This window comes from Paenibacillus amylolyticus, from assembly GCF_050990605.1.
Taxonomy (GTDB): Bacteria; Bacillota; Bacilli; order Paenibacillales; family Paenibacillaceae; genus Paenibacillus; species Paenibacillus amylolyticus_H.
This window is the reverse complement of sequence record NZ_CP158832.1, coordinates 3,095,586-3,113,792: the sequence shown is the minus strand read 5'-3', so window position 1 is coordinate 3,113,792 and position 18,207 is coordinate 3,095,586. Positions and strand designations below refer to the sequence as shown.

Annotated in this window: 15 protein-coding genes; 5 read left to right on the top strand and 10 right to left on the bottom strand. The window is 43.1% G+C overall.

All coding sequences use genetic code 11. The features are described 5' to 3' along the window. Positions 1 to 231: 231 nt before the first annotated feature. From ABTV53_RS14105 to ABTV53_RS14090, 4 genes are all read right to left on the bottom strand, one after another. Entirely contained in the window at positions 232 to 1,251 is a 1,020-nt protein-coding gene (locus ABTV53_RS14105) for an alpha/beta hydrolase family protein (RefSeq protein ID WP_433753784.1), read from the bottom strand. Further along, entirely contained in the window at positions 1,238 to 1,885 is a 648-nt protein-coding gene (locus ABTV53_RS14100; RefSeq protein ID WP_433753782.1) for a GNAT family N-acetyltransferase, read from the bottom strand. Before ABTV53_RS14100 ends, ABTV53_RS14105 begins: the two co-directional genes overlap by 14 nt. Beyond that, entirely contained in the window at positions 1,882 to 2,673 is a 792-nt protein-coding gene (locus ABTV53_RS14095; protein WP_433754201.1) for a MerR family transcriptional regulator, read from the bottom strand. The genes ABTV53_RS14100 and ABTV53_RS14095 overlap by 4 nt, the downstream gene beginning before the upstream one ends. 545 nt (positions 2,674 to 3,218) lie before the next feature. Further along, complete coding sequence (locus ABTV53_RS14090) at positions 3,219 to 4,133, bottom strand: DsbA family oxidoreductase (RefSeq protein WP_433753780.1); 915 nt, start codon at positions 4,131 to 4,133, stop codon at positions 3,219 to 3,221. Between the two features lie 130 nt (positions 4,134 to 4,263). Between ABTV53_RS14090 and ABTV53_RS14085 the strand changes: the two genes are divergently transcribed. Then, complete coding sequence (locus tag ABTV53_RS14085) at positions 4,264 to 4,611, top strand: winged helix-turn-helix transcriptional regulator (protein ID WP_433753778.1); 348 nt, start codon at positions 4,264 to 4,266, stop codon at positions 4,609 to 4,611. A 206-nt stretch (positions 4,612 to 4,817) separates the two neighbouring features. Here the strand turns inward: ABTV53_RS14085 and ABTV53_RS14080 are convergent, their stop codons facing one another. Together ABTV53_RS14080 and ABTV53_RS14075 are read right to left on the bottom strand one after the other, a co-directional pair. Continuing rightward, positions 4,818 to 5,282, bottom strand: a complete 465-nt coding sequence (locus ABTV53_RS14080) for an NUDIX domain-containing protein (RefSeq protein WP_433753776.1) — start codon at positions 5,280 to 5,282, stop codon at positions 4,818 to 4,820. Between the two features lie 66 nt (positions 5,283 to 5,348). After that, positions 5,349 to 6,233: a LysR family transcriptional regulator gene (locus tag ABTV53_RS14075; RefSeq protein WP_433753775.1), complete on the bottom strand. Its 885-nt coding sequence runs from the start codon at positions 6,231 to 6,233 to the stop codon at positions 5,349 to 5,351. 125 nt (positions 6,234 to 6,358) lie between these two features. On the opposite strand from ABTV53_RS14075, the gene ABTV53_RS14070 reads away from it, so the two are divergent. From ABTV53_RS14070 to ABTV53_RS14055, 4 genes are all read left to right on the top strand, one after another. Further along, positions 6,359 to 7,369 carry an alpha/beta fold hydrolase gene (locus ABTV53_RS14070; RefSeq protein WP_433753773.1) on the top strand — a complete coding sequence of 337 codons (1,011 nt, stop codon included), beginning with the start codon at positions 6,359 to 6,361 and terminating at the stop codon, positions 7,367 to 7,369. A gap of 186 nt (positions 7,370 to 7,555) precedes the next feature. After that, positions 7,556 to 9,160, top strand: coding sequence for a hypothetical protein (locus ABTV53_RS14065; RefSeq protein WP_433753772.1), 1,605 nt, complete (start codon positions 7,556 to 7,558; stop codon positions 9,158 to 9,160). Positions 9,161 to 9,247: 87 nt separating this feature from the next. Continuing rightward, positions 9,248 to 10,138 (top strand): ABC transporter permease, encoded by an 891-nt coding sequence (locus ABTV53_RS14060; protein ID WP_433753770.1) that lies wholly within the window; start codon positions 9,248 to 9,250, stop codon positions 10,136 to 10,138. Positions 10,139 to 10,177: 39 nt separating this feature from the next. Next, positions 10,178 to 11,050: a carbohydrate ABC transporter permease gene (locus ABTV53_RS14055; protein WP_433753768.1), complete on the top strand. Its 873-nt coding sequence runs from the start codon at positions 10,178 to 10,180 to the stop codon at positions 11,048 to 11,050. A 40-nt stretch (positions 11,051 to 11,090) separates the two neighbouring features. Here ABTV53_RS14055 and ABTV53_RS14050 read toward each other — a convergent pair whose 3' ends face one another. From ABTV53_RS14050 to ABTV53_RS14035, 4 genes are all read right to left on the bottom strand, one after another. Next, positions 11,091 to 12,836 (bottom strand): cache domain-containing sensor histidine kinase, encoded by a 1,746-nt coding sequence (locus ABTV53_RS14050; protein WP_433753767.1) that lies wholly within the window; start codon positions 12,834 to 12,836, stop codon positions 11,091 to 11,093. 28 nt (positions 12,837 to 12,864) lie between these two features. Further along, positions 12,865 to 14,481 (bottom strand): helix-turn-helix domain-containing protein, encoded by a 1,617-nt coding sequence (locus ABTV53_RS14045; protein WP_433753766.1) that lies wholly within the window; start codon positions 14,479 to 14,481, stop codon positions 12,865 to 12,867. A gap of 317 nt (positions 14,482 to 14,798) precedes the next feature. Continuing rightward, positions 14,799 to 17,453: an FtsX-like permease family protein gene (locus tag ABTV53_RS14040; RefSeq protein ID WP_433753764.1), complete on the bottom strand. Its 2,655-nt coding sequence runs from the start codon at positions 17,451 to 17,453 to the stop codon at positions 14,799 to 14,801. After that, positions 17,446 to 18,135, bottom strand: a complete 690-nt coding sequence (locus tag ABTV53_RS14035; protein ID WP_433753762.1) for an ABC transporter ATP-binding protein — start codon at positions 18,133 to 18,135, stop codon at positions 17,446 to 17,448. The genes ABTV53_RS14040 and ABTV53_RS14035 overlap by 8 nt, the downstream gene beginning before the upstream one ends. Positions 18,136 to 18,207 lie beyond the last annotated feature (72 nt).

The window sequence follows — 18,207 nt, the reverse complement described above, 5'->3', positions numbered from 1 at the left end:
AATGGGTGGACGACTTGCCTGTGCGAATAGTACATCCGTGTGCCGAAATTGAAAAATGACCAGCGCTTCATTGGATAGAAATACACAGCCACGTGACAGTATTGCTTCATCCCACTTTCATTGGAAGGAATACCGATATCATCACCAACCTAAACTTCAGCATCGAATGAAATGAATAAAAGAACGCAATAATAGCGATTCAATATAAAATTGGTGCTCAACCTGTTCTCTTTATAACGCCAATTTGGTCAGGAATTGTTCAATCTCGTCCATATATCCAGCGGTGGTAATACTTCTTGGAGCAAACAGGAATCTCAGCCCCATTCTCCATTCCGAGCCTGCAATGGATGTAGGAAGCATCGAATGCTCCGTGTTTTGAAAAATCTTCTTGTGGAGCAAATACGACGGCTTTATTTCATGACGATATACACGCTCGGTATCCTTGATATCGACATTGACGTCATCTTCTCCAAGTAATAGCAGGACTGGTGTTTTGAAATTGTGCAAATCATCCGTTGCATCCGCTGTGAAGTTTTTACTCACAAAGTTCCAACGATCCTTGATCATCTGCTCCTCACCTTGACCTGCAAGCCTAATGTATTCCTCGTAAGAACCATGACGTCTCAACACATCATTGATCTTGTTATCGTAATCTACCTGCGCTTGTATCTCAGTGGCCGAAAATCCATCCTTGGCCATTTGACTCCGTGTGTTGTATTCTCCCTGTCTCAGCCAATTGATCGCTGGAGAAACGAGAATACTAAATGCGAGATTCTCCTTGCCTGCAAGCTTCGGAATGACCCACCCCGCCTGACTCGCTCCCCATACACCAATTTTGGAAGCATCAATCATCGGTTGCTCTTTCGCCCAAGCGATAGCTTGCTCGGCTTCAACTACGCGATCATCAATGCTTTGATTCAGCCAGTTGCCTTCGGAACCACCTATGCCGCGTTTGTCCAGCGACAACGAAGCGTATCCTATGGAAGCAAGGCGCTCCCACAATGGCTTATATCCATCACTATGTGTCGAATCTATCGGACCATCACCATGGATGAAAAGCACGAGTCCCAGTTTGCCATATTCGTTCTCAGGCAGAGATAGTATACCTGTCAGTTTGCCTTGTGGGGTTTGAATTTCGATGTGTTGTTCTACCATACTGTAGTCCTGTTGCACGACAATGTACGTTCCTGAACCAACAATTAATAAAATGAAGACGAGTAGTGAAATCCAGATTTTTTTACGTTGAAGCATGATATTCTCCTTTGCGGGTCATATAATTCCATTGTTGTTCACCGAGAAGCATGCCGGTCATCCAGCTTTTTGTACTGTTTTGTGTGTGAAACTGCAGACGTTCGTACATCTGAATGGCTTTCAGGTTATGACTTGCCACATGCAGACTGAGATACGACATCTGCTGGGATTGCAGCATGTATTGCTGCGCCCAAGCGAGTAACTGCCTGCCGATTCCCTTGCTCTGATGCTGTGGATGCACAACGATATCCTCGATGTAACATTCCTGCGCAACAGGTTCGTGTTTCAGCAAATGAATTCCCATTAACATCAGAAGGCGTCTCCAAGCGCCGATGTGATTACAAGCGTACCACACCTGGGAACCGCTCACCTTTCCAGGGATCTGTTCATGAGAGCCTAGCTTCCACTTCAACGACATCATGCCCACAATGACATCGTCTTCTCGTGCGACCACGCGCAGATTTCCAGTATCTTGGGGAACATGATGCAGCATCTGCTCAAAGGCTGTAGCCAGATCTGGGAAGGATATTGAAGTGGGTCTCTGGAATTTTTGTCCAAATCCGTAAGCCATCAGTTCGCTGGCTATTTTGTAACGATCAGGCTGGATGCGTTCAATCTGAACAAGATGTGTCATAAGGCACCCGCCTGTTCTGTTATGATCTGTGACAGTAATTCATAATGAAGCTTGTCGGGTGTGAACAACGATAAATACGATTTTTCCACCATGAGTAGTGGACCCTGACAGACATATCCCACCTCTTCGGCGTTAGCATAAAAATGCTGAATGTGAGCAGCCAGTTGTTCTTCATTTTCCACAAAAAGATGACAGGACAGATACGTACCCGCTGGCAGCATCAGATGATGCATTCCTTCCTGAGTGGGGGTGTACATGCCTACGAGGCCGGACGAATCGTAGACATAATGGAGATCTGCTTCAAACAGATTGGTGATCTTGCCTTTGTGCTGTACAAGTGTCTGCGCATTCAGCGTTGCAGTAGCCTCCATCTCAAACCAAAGCGATAGCGGCGTGGCTTCGCGTTGAATGATGTTACATGCTGTCTCCACCGGATCTGCAAGATGTGCTTTTTCCTCCAATAACTTCTCCATAAAATGCTTGGTTTCCTGAAGTTTCTTAATCTCGGCTTCGGTATCGGTCAGTGCCTGATGAAAGAGCTGTGTGATCTCTTCGGGAGTCAAACGTGTAAGACATTCTTTGATCACTTGAACGGACAGCCCCATCTTACGCAACAATAAAATATGGGCAAGCCTATACACTTCATCCATGCCATACATTCGGTACTGATTATCACCTGTGTAAGCCGGGTGCAACACTCCCTTTTCCTCAAAATAACGAATTTGATGTACTGATACATGCATCAGCTTGGCCAAATCGCTAATTGTAATTTCAGCATTCACTGTCATCTCCACCTTCGCTGTTCTTCCTGTACATAGCATAAACCTTAGGTCAGACCCAAGGTCAAGCCTCGTTTTCAGTTCAAATCAGTTTTTTCGCAGATGTACAAAAAAAGCAAGTCATATCGCTGACCTGCTTTGGATTTGATTTCTATTCTCGAGGTGGTATTACAATGAATGTAATCATATTATTGGGGGTATACCGACAGAAGCCCCAATAAAATCAGTCCAACAAACGCACCAAAAACGGTCTCGGTTCCTGCCCTACTCCTGCAAACATCCATACCAACGGAAACTGAATAATTTTCCTCTTTTGAGGCCCAACACTCCTTACTTGAATGGTTTTAGGTCTCGTGATCAAGTCTCCCTATAGCTTATGATGTGCTTATTAGTATCAGCTCTGGTCTAGGTCAAAAGTGAGTTTAGTTCAAACTTATTTATTACTCAATGATACACAAAACGGACAAGCCACATATGTGACCTGCCCGTTAGATTCACTCCAACTAACCTGCGAATATTTATAATCACACCGGATCGAGGTTTCTGTTTTTTCCTCAGATATGCTCAATATACATCTCATTTAAAATATGACTCACACGATATGTGTTCTCAGCCAATTCAGAGTTCACATAGGATGCAACATCACTCTTTTCGATATCGTACATGACTTCTATTTCTTTAGAAAAAAGAAGGTGTCCCTCATTGATTTTCTGCTCCAACGGGGTAATCTGTTTGGGTTGCAGATCAACTCCCAGTACTTGCTGAAGTGCTTGCACATAGGTTTCAAGAGAACGCGCTCCGACAATTTTCATACCTTGGTTCTCTTCATTCATAATGATAATGGATGGGAAACCTCTAACTCCCAAACTGGAAACACTTTCAAAGTCTTCCTCTAATAACTCTTGTGCAGATTGCTGTGCAGCCGCCTCAACCACTTCTTTTCCATTCAAACCCAGTTGATTGACGATATCCATGAGTACATCATTTTCTCCAATATTTTGATTAAATGCAAACACGGCTTCACGCGCACGTCTTAAAAATTCATGCTCTTTACCAGGGTGTGTACTCTGAATGACCTTAAATACGCGAGATGGCGGATAGGAAGAAAGTATTGGATTATCGTGCCATAGGGAACCATCAATGGGCATACGTGAATGTTCCCCCACTTCTCTCCAATGCCCTGCAACGTCCGAAGGCTTCTGAATTCCGTTAGCGCCATCCGAGAAACCATTCCAGTTAGCCAGTAGCCCACCCATTTTGATTTGCAACGTAAAATAATGACCGTATTCCTCAACAAACCGATGAAGCACCGGCTCTAGCGCCCAGCAGTGAGAGCAAATCGGATCTGTTGCGTAATAAATGGTTACCCTTTTCCCAAGGTGATTCAGATTAATTTCTTGCATAGCCTCTTCTTCGCTCACACCACATATGCCTGTTTCCAGATCACACATCATAGATTCGTTACTCACATGTATCCCGCCTTCAACTTTATGAATTGATTTCCTTGTGTTAGTTTGATTATAATGTCTACATTCTTCTGAACAAGTACGATTCTTTTTCTGACTTAGTATCAAAAAGTATACTATTGGAGGGTATCAAGTGAAATACGAGTTTAATTTCGATCAGTTATGTCCAGCGACTTATGCATTTCAGGTTATTGGAGGCAAGTGGAATCTTCCGATCCTGGCAATCCTCAGTGAAAATGACTGTATACGTTATAATGAATTAAAAAGAAGATTGCCTGGCATTACCGGAACGATGCTAACGAACTGTTTGAAGGATTTGATTCATTCCGGTATCGTGCATCGGGAGCAATATAACGAGGTACCACCGAGAGTGGAATATTCACTCACCGAATCAGGCAATGAATTGGTTCCTTTAATTGAATCCATGGTCATGTGGGGGCAGAAACATATGACAGCAGGTGTGAAGGAACAAGATATGTAACACCTCGCCTTGGCTGGCCTGGCCTTATGTAACCCCTTAGTCTAGGGTCATTTTCGAATCGATCAGTACACTTTGTTCAACGGCAAAAAAGGCTATTTCACTGGACCATCACGTCCTTGAAATAGCCTTTCCTTATATAAATACAAGCTTCCGCTTGTTTATAAATCACTTCATATTCATTCTCGGCTTCGATGTGTTAGACACATCTAACCATACAGTTCCTCATCTTCCTCATTTCCTAAATACATAACCGTTGGTTCTCCCCCAACCAATCTAAGAATCTGCTTTCGTAATTTTGAAGGAAATAAAGGTAGATCGTTTATATTTTTAATTTCGAGCCATTCATATTCCACTTGATTTTCGTCACTTGGCAGAGTAGAACTATCTCGGTCCATCAAACCTATGTACTCGCACAAAAAAACAAAATCTACACGATGAAGAGCTTCACCATATACACCTTCAATGACGAATTCCAATGATAACGGTTTTACCTCTACTCCGATTTCTTCTCCGACTTCACGCTTAACAGCGTCAGTCAATGTCTCCCCTGCATTCTGGCTCCCGCCCGGCAGGATATAGATCACTTCATCATGATCATCCTGCTTCATTGCAAGCATCCTTCCATCGTTGATGATCAATGCTTTTGCAGAATTTCGAATCTTTCTTTCCATTGTTAATCCCCCATATATGTCGGTGAAGAATATTTTAACACATACATCTAAACAAATTCTGAACAATCAACTTAGCTCATGCTTGGCGACCTGGATGAAAGCAGCGATGGATGGAGATATCCATTTTTCTCGATGCCAAAGCATTTGTGCAGAAAACGATACATCTGTTAAATCCCAAGGCAATGCAACCAGTTCCCCTTCGCTTAACTCTTGTTTCAAAGCCATTTCAGGCAATAAAGCGATCCCGAGACCTGCCACTGCGCATTGTTTAATGGCTTCTACACTATGAAACTCCAGCTCTGTCAGAGCATCTGCACCTTTCTTCGTTATGGATTGGTCAAAATGAGTGCGATACGAACAGTTCTTTTCGGTCAGCAAAAAATGCTGCTTGTGGAAGTCATCGATAACTAACACGGAACGCGATGCTAACATATGATCGGGTGAAACCACCATTTGAAAGGTCTCGTTCTTCAAAAACGCGGAGTGAAGATCTTTGGCACCAACGGGCTCATCCAATACAAAAACGACATCCGCATGCCCTTCTCTCAGACATGATTTAAGCTCTTGACCAGACAAGGGGCGGAACAATAACCGCACATCAGGATAATCCGCTCGGAAACGTTTGAACAAGGCTGGAAGAAGATAAGCACACAGCACTTCGTCTGCTCCAATGACTACCGTTCCCGCCAATTCCCCGTGTTGACTAGATATGCACTTCGCTTCCTCTACATCGTTTAAGATTTTAGTGGCGTACGGCAAGAATTGCTGCCCAGCATCTGTTAATACAACCTTTTTACCTAATCGATCCAGCAATTTCACGCCCAACTCTTCTTCCAGAGATTTGATTTGCATGGTTATGGTAGACGGGACATAACTCAATAATTCAGCCGTTTGATGAAAGCTGCAGGTCGATGCAAGGGTCCAAAAGGTTTTTAGCTGGCGTATTTCCATGAATCCGAAACCTCCTTTATTCAAAATAAATGAATGTTATATTCAACAACGTTTCGTTGAATTGATGATATACGTATTGTAGAGTGAAATCAAGTTATGACTACTTTTATAAGGAGAATCCATCCATGAACGAATATGAAACATATCACCTCGGCGATACATTACTTCAATCGGGACAACAGCTCCCTCACGCTTTTATTGCATACAAGACTTATGGAACTTTAAATCCGGCAAAGGACAATGTTATTGTCGTTCCAACATGGTTTGCTGGACTTCACACAGATAATGAATGGTTAATTGGAGTGGACAAGGCACTGGACCCCAGCCGGTATTTTATCATTGTGCCTAATATGTTTGGTAACGGATTATCGTCCTCTCCGAGTAATAGCCCTGCCCCCTATGATAAGGAGAACTTCCCTCTCATCTCCATGTATGACAATGTGCGTGCCCAACATCAACTACTCACTGAGAAATTCGGTATCACCAAGATCAAACTCGTTGTGGGCTGGTCTCTGGGAGCTATGCAGGTATATCAATGGGGAACCAGTTATCCGGGAATGGTCGAGCGAATTGCCCCCTTTGGTGGAACAGCAAAGAGCAGAGCCCATACACAGTTGGTGTTCGAATCCATGATCGCGGCGTTACAGGCAGATTCCAATTTTAAAAATGGCAGATATGAGCGCCCTCCGGTTGCTGGTCTCGCAGCGATGGGAAGAGTTTATGCTCCATGGGGGTTTTCTCAGGCATATTATTTGGAGAAATTGTATCAATCTGAGGGTTACGACTCCTTGAAATCTTATGTAGAAGATTACTGGGATCAGGTGTTTCTTTCCTTCGATGCTAACGACTTGATTACCATGCTGCGTACAGGAATATATGGAGACATTAGTGATAATCCCGAAGATGATCGCAATTTTGAACAGGCACTACGTAAGATCACCTCTCCTGCACTCGTTATGCCAGGATCAAGTGACTTGTTCTTCACACCAGAGGACAGTGCGTATGATGCTCAGCATATGCCAAACGCTGTGTATCAACCTATAGAGTCCAAGTGGGGACACTGCTTCGGGATTGGAGCTAACGAAGTGGATTCACTCCTTATCGATCGCCATCTAAAGCAATTTTTGGAGACATGAGTAAAAAAAGAAGGCGTATAGAGTAAAAAAAGTGCACTACGCTTATTTAGCTTTTCTTCGCTACGACTCAAAAGTAAAAAAACGTATGGATTCTCGTCAATAACCTTTATATCCCCTTTTCCCTTTCTCGTTTAGAATATTTTCAAGAAACCGTTATTGAAATATGACTGATAAGGGGGAAAAGAAATGAACAAGAAAACGAAAGCTTTACTCTTGTCTGTGTGCATGTCAACCTTATTACTTGCTGCCTGTAGCAGTGGAAGCGGTGCCGAGAAAGATCCAACGACGGACCCGGATTCCAACGAGGCTGGAACGACAACCATTCACACCGTAACATCAGAATACTCATCTGCCAAATATCCAAAGGGCGATGATATCACCAACAATGTGTGGATTAAGCGATACAAAGAGAAGTTCAATATCGATGTCAAAACAGACTGGGTCAGCGATGAATATGATACCAAATTGAATTTGGCTATAGCATCGAACGATCTTCCTGACGTATTCAGAGTTAATCCATCACAACTGAGACAGTTGGTCGAAGCCGATATGGTCATGGACCTCTCCGAAGTATTTGATCAACACGCTTCGGATCGTCTCAAAGGTTACATGGAAGCAGATGCGGACAGTTACGAGTCGGGAAAGAAGGACGGCAAGCTGTACGGGATACCGCAAATGCACTGGGGATTAATTGATCAACCAGACTTCATCTGGATTCGGAACGACTGGAAAGAAGAATTGGGACTCCAGGATCCAAAATCTGTGGAAGATATCAAGAATATCGCACTGAAATTCATGGAAAAACACGGCGGTTATGGTATAGCAGTAGATCAATCATTAGATTATCTCAACCTGCTCGCTATTGCATGGAATGCACATCCAGATATGTGGATAGAAGATGCCAGTGGAAAACTCGTTTACGGATCTGTACAGCCTGAGATGAAAAATGCGCTGGCGGAGTGGTCAGAATGGTACAAGCGGGGCATCATTGATCCGGAATTTGCAATTAAGGACTTTAATGCGATGAACGCGGATATCGTGGCCGGCAAAGTCGGGATGCAGCCTTATTACCAATGGTGGGGTTATAATCCGGGTGTCGATACCGTATCCAATCTGGGTAAGGACGCCATCTTCTACCCTTATATCATCCCTACCGTTGATGGGAAAGAAGCTAAACAGTCCATCTTTTTCGCAAACAACGATTATATCGTGATGAAAAAGGGATTCAAAAGCCCTGAAGAAGTGATCAAAATTTTGAACGATTATGCTTATATCGTGGATGAAGGCAATGGCAAGGAATCTGCAGAAACGCTATCTGCCCTACTGGACAACGACATTGCCCATGTTGTTGGAGCATTCCGTGTACTTAACCCTAATTCCGATTACGAGCAATTCGAGGCGGTATCCGCTGCCCTCCAATCCAAGGACACCAGCGGACTCACAACTTCGGGAATGTGGCAAAAATATAACAACAGCGTTGAATTCATAGAGAATACAACCCCAGGAGCAGTCGGTGATTATCTGCAACAAGGCGCTCCAAAAAATGCTTATGGCCTTGCCAAGAAGGTTCTCGACAGCGAGAACTATATGAAGACCGCACTATGGGGAGTTGCACCCGAGATACTGTCAAGCTACGGTACAACTTTGGATGATATCCTGACCGAAGGTTTCACCAAGATCATTATGGGGAGCGAAAGTATCGATTATTTCGATGTGATTGTCCAGAATTGGCGTGCAGCCGGAGGCGATGATGCAACCCAGGCAGTCAATGAGGCATACGGGGCAAAATAATCTCGTTCATAAAGAGGGGTTGAGGGTGATCTCACCCCTCTATTTGATAGCGATTACATTTACCGCACGATGAACGGAGGAATATGAATGTTGAGAAAATGGAAGCAACAGCGAGCTTACCACCTCATGTTGATCCCAAGCCTGGTCCTGGTCTTCATCTTTAGTTACATCCCTTTCTACGGACTTATTATTGCGTTTCAGAAATACAATCCGGGCCTCGGCTTCAACTCGCCATGGGTAGGGTGGGATAATTTTACGCACGTATTTAATCAGCCGAACTTCGTAAGAACGATCTGGAATACATTGTACATGTCTGTCTTTAAGATTATCGGTGGTATAATCGTGCCCGTCATTTTCGCATTACTGCTTAACGAGGTACTGCACAATGGAATCAAACGTACATTTCAAACACTTGTATACATTCCGAACTTCCTCTCTTGGGTCATTATGGCCGGCATCATGCTGGATATCCTTAGCTCCGACGGCATCATCAATACGTTTTTAGGTGTATTCGGTATTGCACCGATCTCCTTTCTTGGCACACCCTCTATTTTTCCCTGGACGATGATTGTGAGTGACATATGGAAAGGCTTCGGGTTTGGCACGGTTGTTTATTTGGCAGCCCTGACTAGTATTGATCCGGGACTTTACGAAGCCGCAGTGATTGACGGAGCGAAACGCTGGAAGCAAACCATCTATATTACTTTGCCTCTGCTCATGCCAACGATTGTCTTAATGACTGTACTGTCGCTAGGAAATGTACTGAATGCTGGCTTTGACCAGATCTATAATCTCTACTCCCCTGTTGTCTATCAGACCGGTGATATTATTGATACCTATGTATATCGGTTGGGAATTCAACAGGCACAGTATTCGATCGGTACCGCTGTCGGGTTATTCAAATCCATCATTTCCAGTGTTCTCGTTGCAGTATCGTACATTCTGGCTTACAGAGTGGCTGGCTATCGTATCTTCTAAGAAGGAGGAGGAACTCACATTATAATCCATGATAAAAGTATGAGCAGACGTGTATTTCTTATCTTAAACTACACTATATTGCTTTTAATTTCTCTCTTATGTATCCTGCCGTTTATTAACCTGCTGGCTGTATCATTCAGCAGCAGCACAGCTGTATCTGCGGGAAGTGTTACGTTCTGGCCGGTGGAATTTACAACAAAGGCCTATGAATTTGCATTAACGGGAGGATCATTTTTCTCCTCTCTCTGGGTAGCCATTCAACGAACCGTTATCGGAACGTTGGTGAATCTGGTTCTGATCGTACTTACAGCTTATCCCCTCTCCAAATCAAAACAAAAATTGATGGGGCGTAATATCTATATGGGATTTTTCATCGTAACCATGTTATTCAGTGGAGGATTAATTCCAACCTATCTCGTGGTCGTCAAAATGGGACTGATCGATTCCATATGGTCTCTGATCCTGCCTGGGGCTCTCCCCGTATTCAGTATGATTATCCTCATGAATTTCATTAGGGGATTGCCCGAGGAGATTGAAGAATCAGCCATTATCGATGGTGCTGGGCCTGTACAGGTATTGCTTCGTATTCTACTCCCACTTCTCAAGCCCGCTCTCGCAACGGTTGGTTTGTTCAGTATCGTTGCCCACTGGAACTCGTGGTTTGATGGCATTATCTATATGAACAATCCAGCCAATTATCCTTTACAAAGCTACCTTCAGACCCTGTTGCAGAGCTTTGAGCAAATTATGCTGAAATCTGGGTCAGATTACACGCAGCTGTTGTCAATGATGAACGCCAGAACGGGGCGCGCCGCTCAGATGTTCTTGGGTGCCATTCCGATTTTACTCGTGTATCCATTCTTACAGAAATACTTCACCAAAGGTTTGGTGCTAGGTAGCGTCAAAGGGTAAACAAAATGGCTTGCAGTTCATACTGCGAGCCATTTTTGTACTATTTAAACTCTGAAATGGCAGGTAGCAGAATGGAGAACTGGGTACCTTCACCAACTTTACTTTCCACCTGTATTCCATAAGGTTTTCCAAAATGAAGTTGAATTCGCCGCTGCACATTATGCAATCCAATCCCATTCGTTCCCGCACTTGCACCCGACTTTTCTTCCAATAGATTCTGCATCGTATGATGATCCATACCCACGCCATTATCACAGATTTCGATTACAACTTCATCCACCCGGAGTTGAATTCGAATGGTAATGATTCCGTCTTCCTCCAGTTCGGCCAGACCATGAAAAATTGCATTTTCCACAATAGGCTGCAGGATCATTTTGGGCATCCGATAATGCAACACGCTATCCTCAACCTCATATCTCATCTGAATACAATCGTAGTATCTGACATTCTGGATCGTTACATAATTCGTTATATTATCAAGTTCCTCACGAATCGTTACGAGAGATCCATCGGATTTGGTTGCATAGCGAAGCATCGAGATTAGGGCATCGGTCATTTCCACGATTTTGTCAGCTTGTTGCATCGAGGCGATCCATTTCACCGACCCAAGTGTGTTATATAGAAAATGAGGTTTGATCTGGTCATGCAGCGCACGCATCTCCGCCTTGGCTTTTTCGATCTCTTCCTGCTGCATTCGTTCAACCAACCGCTTCAACTCGTGGGACATTTTGTTAAATCGAATGGATAAATGTCCAATCTCATCTCTGGAGCCAATAGGTACGACTTGTTCAAACTGACCTTTCTCGACCAGAGCAATATTCCGTAGCAGTTTTTTAATGGGAGTTGTGATCACGTGAGATAAAAAGATGGATATCACGGCAGCAAAAAGAACAATGACTATGGCAAGCGTCACCAGATTACGGCCCAATATTTTGCCATCCGCAGTTAGCTCATCCAAAGGCATATATAAGTATGTTGTCCATTTTTGTTGACTAAGGGGACTGGTCACCACGACATTTAGTGATTCAGGCGGACGAACATTGTCCCGGAACAGTGTCCCGATTAATCGTTCGTTCACGTTATATACGATCTTGTCATCCTCATCAACGATCATGAATCTGGATCGCAGCCCTTCCTGCAAGTTTCGATTGACAATCTCGATGAATTTGATATCAATGCTGACAACGATCACGCCAAGCAGTTCTCCACTAGTCACGTCATGAATTTTGCGAGCGTGTGACACTGCCAGTATTTTATTCTCCAATTGCTCGTCGATTCGTGTTGTGAGGGTAATGGTTCGATCTTTATCATGCATGAACTTTTTAAACCACAATTCGTTCTCTACTTTGAAGTTTGGATCAATAGGTTGATGTGGACTGACAAAAAGGTCCTGCCCCCCGTTCATATTGTAGAGGTAGATAGAGAATACCCGATCTTTCATCATGATATAATTCATCAGAATGTTGTATGCGGCAATCTCGTGTTGTTCATCACCCTTTCGCAGGAAATCCTGGATCGGAAAACTCCCTTCATGAGTGGCAGACAGATTGTCACTAAGGCCATTGCTGGCTAGCAATGAAATTTTTTCAATCTCCTTGAGGAACTCGTCAATCCGAATATTCGTCTGTTTGGCTAGATCATTTAACAATGTTGTATAGTTCTGTGCCAATAACCGCTCTGAGGAGTAATACGAATTGATTGTCATCACCAATACCGGCAGGATAATGACCGTCATACAGATCACCATAATTTTGTACTTGATTCGGAAGGGCCGAACATGCTTCATATGCTGCACCTCTATTCACCGATTACATTCATCCCTGCTGTAACTCTCGATATTCCTCAGGAGTGACACCTACCGATTTTTTGAAAATCTTACTGAAGTACGTGTAATTATGGTAGCCCACCTTTTCTGCTATTTCATACACTCTCATTCCTCTGCTCAATAGATACGCTTTGGCATGTTCAATTCGAACTCGGGTCAAGTACGTGATAAAATTTTCTCCTCGTTCCTGCTTGAACACTCGGCTTAAATACGCCGGATTAACACTGATTTGGCTTGCGATACTTTGCAAGGAAATATCCTCCGCATAATACTTATCGATCAATTCAGTGGCAAGATCGGTGTAGGTGCTTTCCTGTTTGTTTTGGGAATCGGTTTGGAAGTAATACGCAATATGGGCAAGCATATCTCGGTGGATATCCTCCCAATACTCCCCCTTAAGAACGATTTCATATGGCGATTTCTCTGTTAAAGAAGGTGTACCTCTCTCCGTAGCTCGCGATAGATGGGAGTGAATGATCTCCATTACCATGATATATTGCTTGCGAATGCTGTTCTCATCCGCTCGTAACTGTTCCAGTTTGGATCGGATTTCTTCAAGGAATTCTTTCGCTTTATTGTTGTCTTTGCTTACCCATAACTTCAACAAATCTCGTTCTTGTTGCGGGCTTAAAGCCCCCTTAACTTCATGTCGATCTGGGGATTGAACCATATACTCGTAATACAATACCTTGTTGCTACCTGTGAAGAATCCTTGTTGTAGAGCCGTTTCTGCCTCTTGGCTGGCCTTCTTAATGTGAGGAAAGCCGGGAACCATCGTACTCACCCCTGCCGTGAGGGACAGATTCATAAAATCCTTGATGGAAGACAGCAATTTGTTACATAGTTTATTTATATCGGTGTGTACAGACTGACTCTCAGGATGCACATTAACGATCACCCAATATTCTGAAGAGCTTTCAACAAAAATCTCCTTCTCCCACTTCGAGGGAATAATCTCTTCCATAATATTAAGAATTGAAAATCGGAGCAGCTTTTCCCCCTTCTCGACATATTTTCTCTTTGCGTCCTCGTAATAGTTTACGATGAACTTGATGACAACCAGCTGGTCCGAATGAATACGAAAATGCAGTTCTTCTGCTTTGGAGACGATATCCTCTCCATTTATGAATCCGCTTACAATATCTTGAAAAAAACTATCCTTTAGATATCTTAGACTCTTGGAATAATCCTGTGCGATAGTGGGTGAATTGATTGGATGAACATGTTCGCTTTGAAGTTTCTGTCCAACCGTGCTCAGGAGCTCAATTAGGGAGGATTCGGTGATCTCGCTTTTGATCAAGTAATCTGAAGCGCCAAGTTTCAGTGCCTCTTTCACATAATGAAATTCGTCAAAATTACTCAGGATGACATACTTACAGGTTTTTAGTACACAGGAGGCCTCTTGTATAAGCTGCAACCCATCCATAATCGGCATCTTGATATCTGTAATAATTAGATCCGGCAACACTTCAAGTGCAAGGCTCAATGCCTCTTTACCATTTCCAGCTTCACCAACAACATAGAAATTGTACTCTTCCCAATTCAGCATGGAACGAATCCCAACCCGCATGAGCAATTCATCATCGACGATCATCAGTTTATACATGCGTATCCCCCAACATGAACCATTTTTAAATATTTTACCATTAAACGAACTCTTGCAAAGATGTCTAACGAACCTTTTGTTTGCGAGAATCATAAATACCACTTTAACAGAACGTATGCTCCCCCAAAAGAATGCATGGGAATATCACGGAAAGCCATATTTGTATGATCGAACCCTGCGGAAAAAGCCGCTTGCGAAGTAAAATAAGACGTCTGAATCCTCTGCTGTGATGTAAAGGTATTGAAAAGACGTTCTTAAAATCAAAAAAGCCGCATCTATTTATGCGACTTTTCAAGAAATCATCTTTGTATAGTTGTCTATGTTTCTTTTCTAAATGCCTCAACGATGCTCGTTTGATTCAATCGATACATCGGCCAAGCTGTTGCAACGAGTGTTGTTGCCACGGCACCTACACAAGCAAGAACAATACTAGACCATGGAATGACCCAACCTACATCGACAGCACCTTTGAAGAGATGATGTATCCCATAGCTCAGTACTGTTCCGAGTATACTACCGTATACTGCAGCGTACAGGCCGTATATAACACCTTCTAATAGAATCATTTTCCCGATATTACGCTGTGTCATGCCGATCGCTTTGAGCACCGCAAATTCTTTGGTGCGTAGAATGAGGTTGGTGCTGACAGTGTTCAATATATTCAGGAAGGCAATCAGGACAATGACACCAATAAATCCGTATAAAAAGATCTTGGCAGTTGTCGCGTCGTTTTTGGCTTGGGCCAGTTGCTCCACCTTATCTGTGTAGCTGTAACCAGCATCTTTTTGGGGTAAGGATTTGAGATAGTCCGTAATTGGTTTGTTGGAAACATCGGTTTTGGCATGAATAAAGATTCTGGCGTACGTATCGTTTCCTGTAACCTTCTCTAGAACTTCAGGCGTCGTTATGAATTCAAGGAAAGCACTTTCATTATAGTTGGTCGACAACAAGCTTTGATCAACAATTCCCGTTACCGTCAAAGTCTCATATTCTTGATTCCTACTATCCATACTGCGTACTTTGATGTGATCCCCAACCTTAAATTGAGTTTGATCGGTAACTATCTGTTTGCCATCATCGGTTACTACTCTTAGTTTTTGATTAATGATAACACCATTTTCCTTGTTCATCTTCTCTATGTTGACCGTACCAGCGGTGAGTTTGGATTTCAGAGCGTCAAGGCCATTATTACCAAAAGATTCTATAAAGTTGTTGCTTGTTTGATACTCTTCTCCTATGGCAACAGGATACATACCTGGACGGATTTCATAATATTTGGGGTTAACTTTTTCCTTGGGATATATCGCCATCATCTGATTGCTATAAAACCTGTAAGCCTGTTCTACTGCATCAAGCTTAACAATGTCAGAATATACGGAATCATCGATCCGTTTGGAAGGTCCTTCATACATAACCGAGTAGGAATAATCGATACCTGATTGCGATGGTTGCCCCAGTAAACCAGCTAGTCCGCTAAAGACAATAAATAGAATCATGCTGACCACTATTGAAAAGGCAGTGATGCGGAAGCGCTTTTTGTTCCGCCTGATGTTTCGACTAGCAAACTGCCCTTCGATACCTAACAGTTTTCCCAGCAGCTTTGATTTTCGGACAGATGATATGTCCTCCACCTTTGTACTTCCCGAGCTATGAATCGCCTCAAGTGGGGATACCTTCGCTGCCAGTCTCGCAGGTCCGATTGCCGACAGATAAACAGTCAATAATCCCGATACCCCGGCGATGATCAAAATTGGCAGGGAGATGACCATTTGCATATCATTCAGAAATCCCAACGCCAAAAAGCTGATATTATAAAACAAAAGTTTCATAAAAACAGTTCCCGTCAGTAATCCAATAGGAATGGCAATTAGACTAAGTATTGTCGCCTCTTTGAGAACTAGTTTACGTATTTGTGATGGGGTAGCCCCAATGCACCGCAGCATTCCGAATTGGGAAGTCCGCTCCAGAACAGAAATATGAAACGTATTATATATCACTGCACTCGTACAACCCATAATAATAATGATGATTGCTACGAATGCATATAACAAACTATGGTTTACACCTTCATAGGTGCTTTTGCCATATAACTTAAGCAGTTCATTATTATATTCGACTCGAATATTTTTATATTGAATTTCCTTATCCAATGCTACGGCAGAGCCTTGATCCACTTGGTCAAGCTTTAATGAAGATATTATCGCTTCCGCCTTCGCCTGAATCTGATTCATCGATTTCATTTTGACATATATAAAATAATTTTTATCTGCATCTATTTTTACATTATCTTCATACGTGATGGCTGGAAAGATGAAGTTGGAAGACCACGAAGCGTTACTACCTGTCTTCATAAATCCCACAACGGTGAATTCTCTCTCTTTTTGGGGACGAAAGCCTTCATCAAGATCCCAGCCAAAATCACCCAGACCATTGATGGGTTTGATCTTCCCGGTTGACGCGACAGTTCGTTCTCCCAGACTCAGGGTAATCGAATCTCCAAGCTTTGGTTTGGTCACAAAACGATCCAGACTCCAGGTCGAAAGAATAACTTCATGCGAATTTTTCGGCAGCCTGCCCGAATCCAGCTGAACCTGAAGCTTGTCCATCGCATCGGTATCATAACCTTTGAGATTCAAATACCGATAAGGTGCAGCAAACGGATTTTCCTTCTTTTCTTTCTCACTCGTTTTGCTGATGACCGAATAACCTTCTCTGCTAACGATCCCAGCACTCTCTACCGATGCATTATTGACAACTCTTGAGATTGCTTCTCCAGGTAATCCGTTAAAAGAAACATGGTAACCCCCGTACTCTTGAACGGTTTGCCGAACTACTTTGTCTCTGAAGCTAAGACCAATGGTTCCGATTGCTGTAAGTAGAGTCACAGATAAAATAATGCCAACGATCGTTAGTATTGATCTTTTTTTCTGTCCTAGCAAATATTTTTGGGTAAGACTAGTATACCTATTCACGATCTTTCACCTCTGTTTGCTGCAACAGTGTGCCATCTTTTATATTTACAACTCGGCCCGCTCTCTGGGCTACATTCAAATCATGCGTGATCATAATCAAGGTTTGATTATATTTTCTGACGGAATAGGTAAGAAGATCCACAATTTCTTTACTGTTCTTGCTGTCCAGATTGCCGGTTGGTTCATCCGCCAGAATAATCGATGGTTTATTAATCAATGCGCGTCCAATTGCAGTTCGCTGCTGTTGCCCGCCGGATAATTGGGATGGAAGGTGCTGCCTTCGATCGCTGAGTCCCAGCACGCTCAATAATTCCTCAAGATAACCCTCGTCCACACGTTTATTCTCAAGCAGCATCGGCAGTTTAATGTTTTCTTCCGCAGTTAACACCGGGATCAAGTTGTATGATTGAAAAATAAAACCGATTTTGCGTCTTCTGAACACAGCCAATTCATTTTCAGTTTGAGAATACAGGTCCATACCGTCAATAATGACTTGGCCACTTGTCGGTTGATCCACTCCCCCGAGCAGATGCAGCAATGAGCTTTTGCCAGATCCGCTGGCGCCCACGATCGCAACGAATTCTCCTTGATTAACGGACAGGTTAACATCTTTCAATGCTTCCACCCTAGACTCAGCACTTCCATATATTTTACATAAATGTTCGGTCCTCAAAATTTCCATCCTGTTGTACCTCCAGTTGTATGATTAACATTGCATGATTGTTATTATAGGTGTGGAAGCTTACGTTGAAGT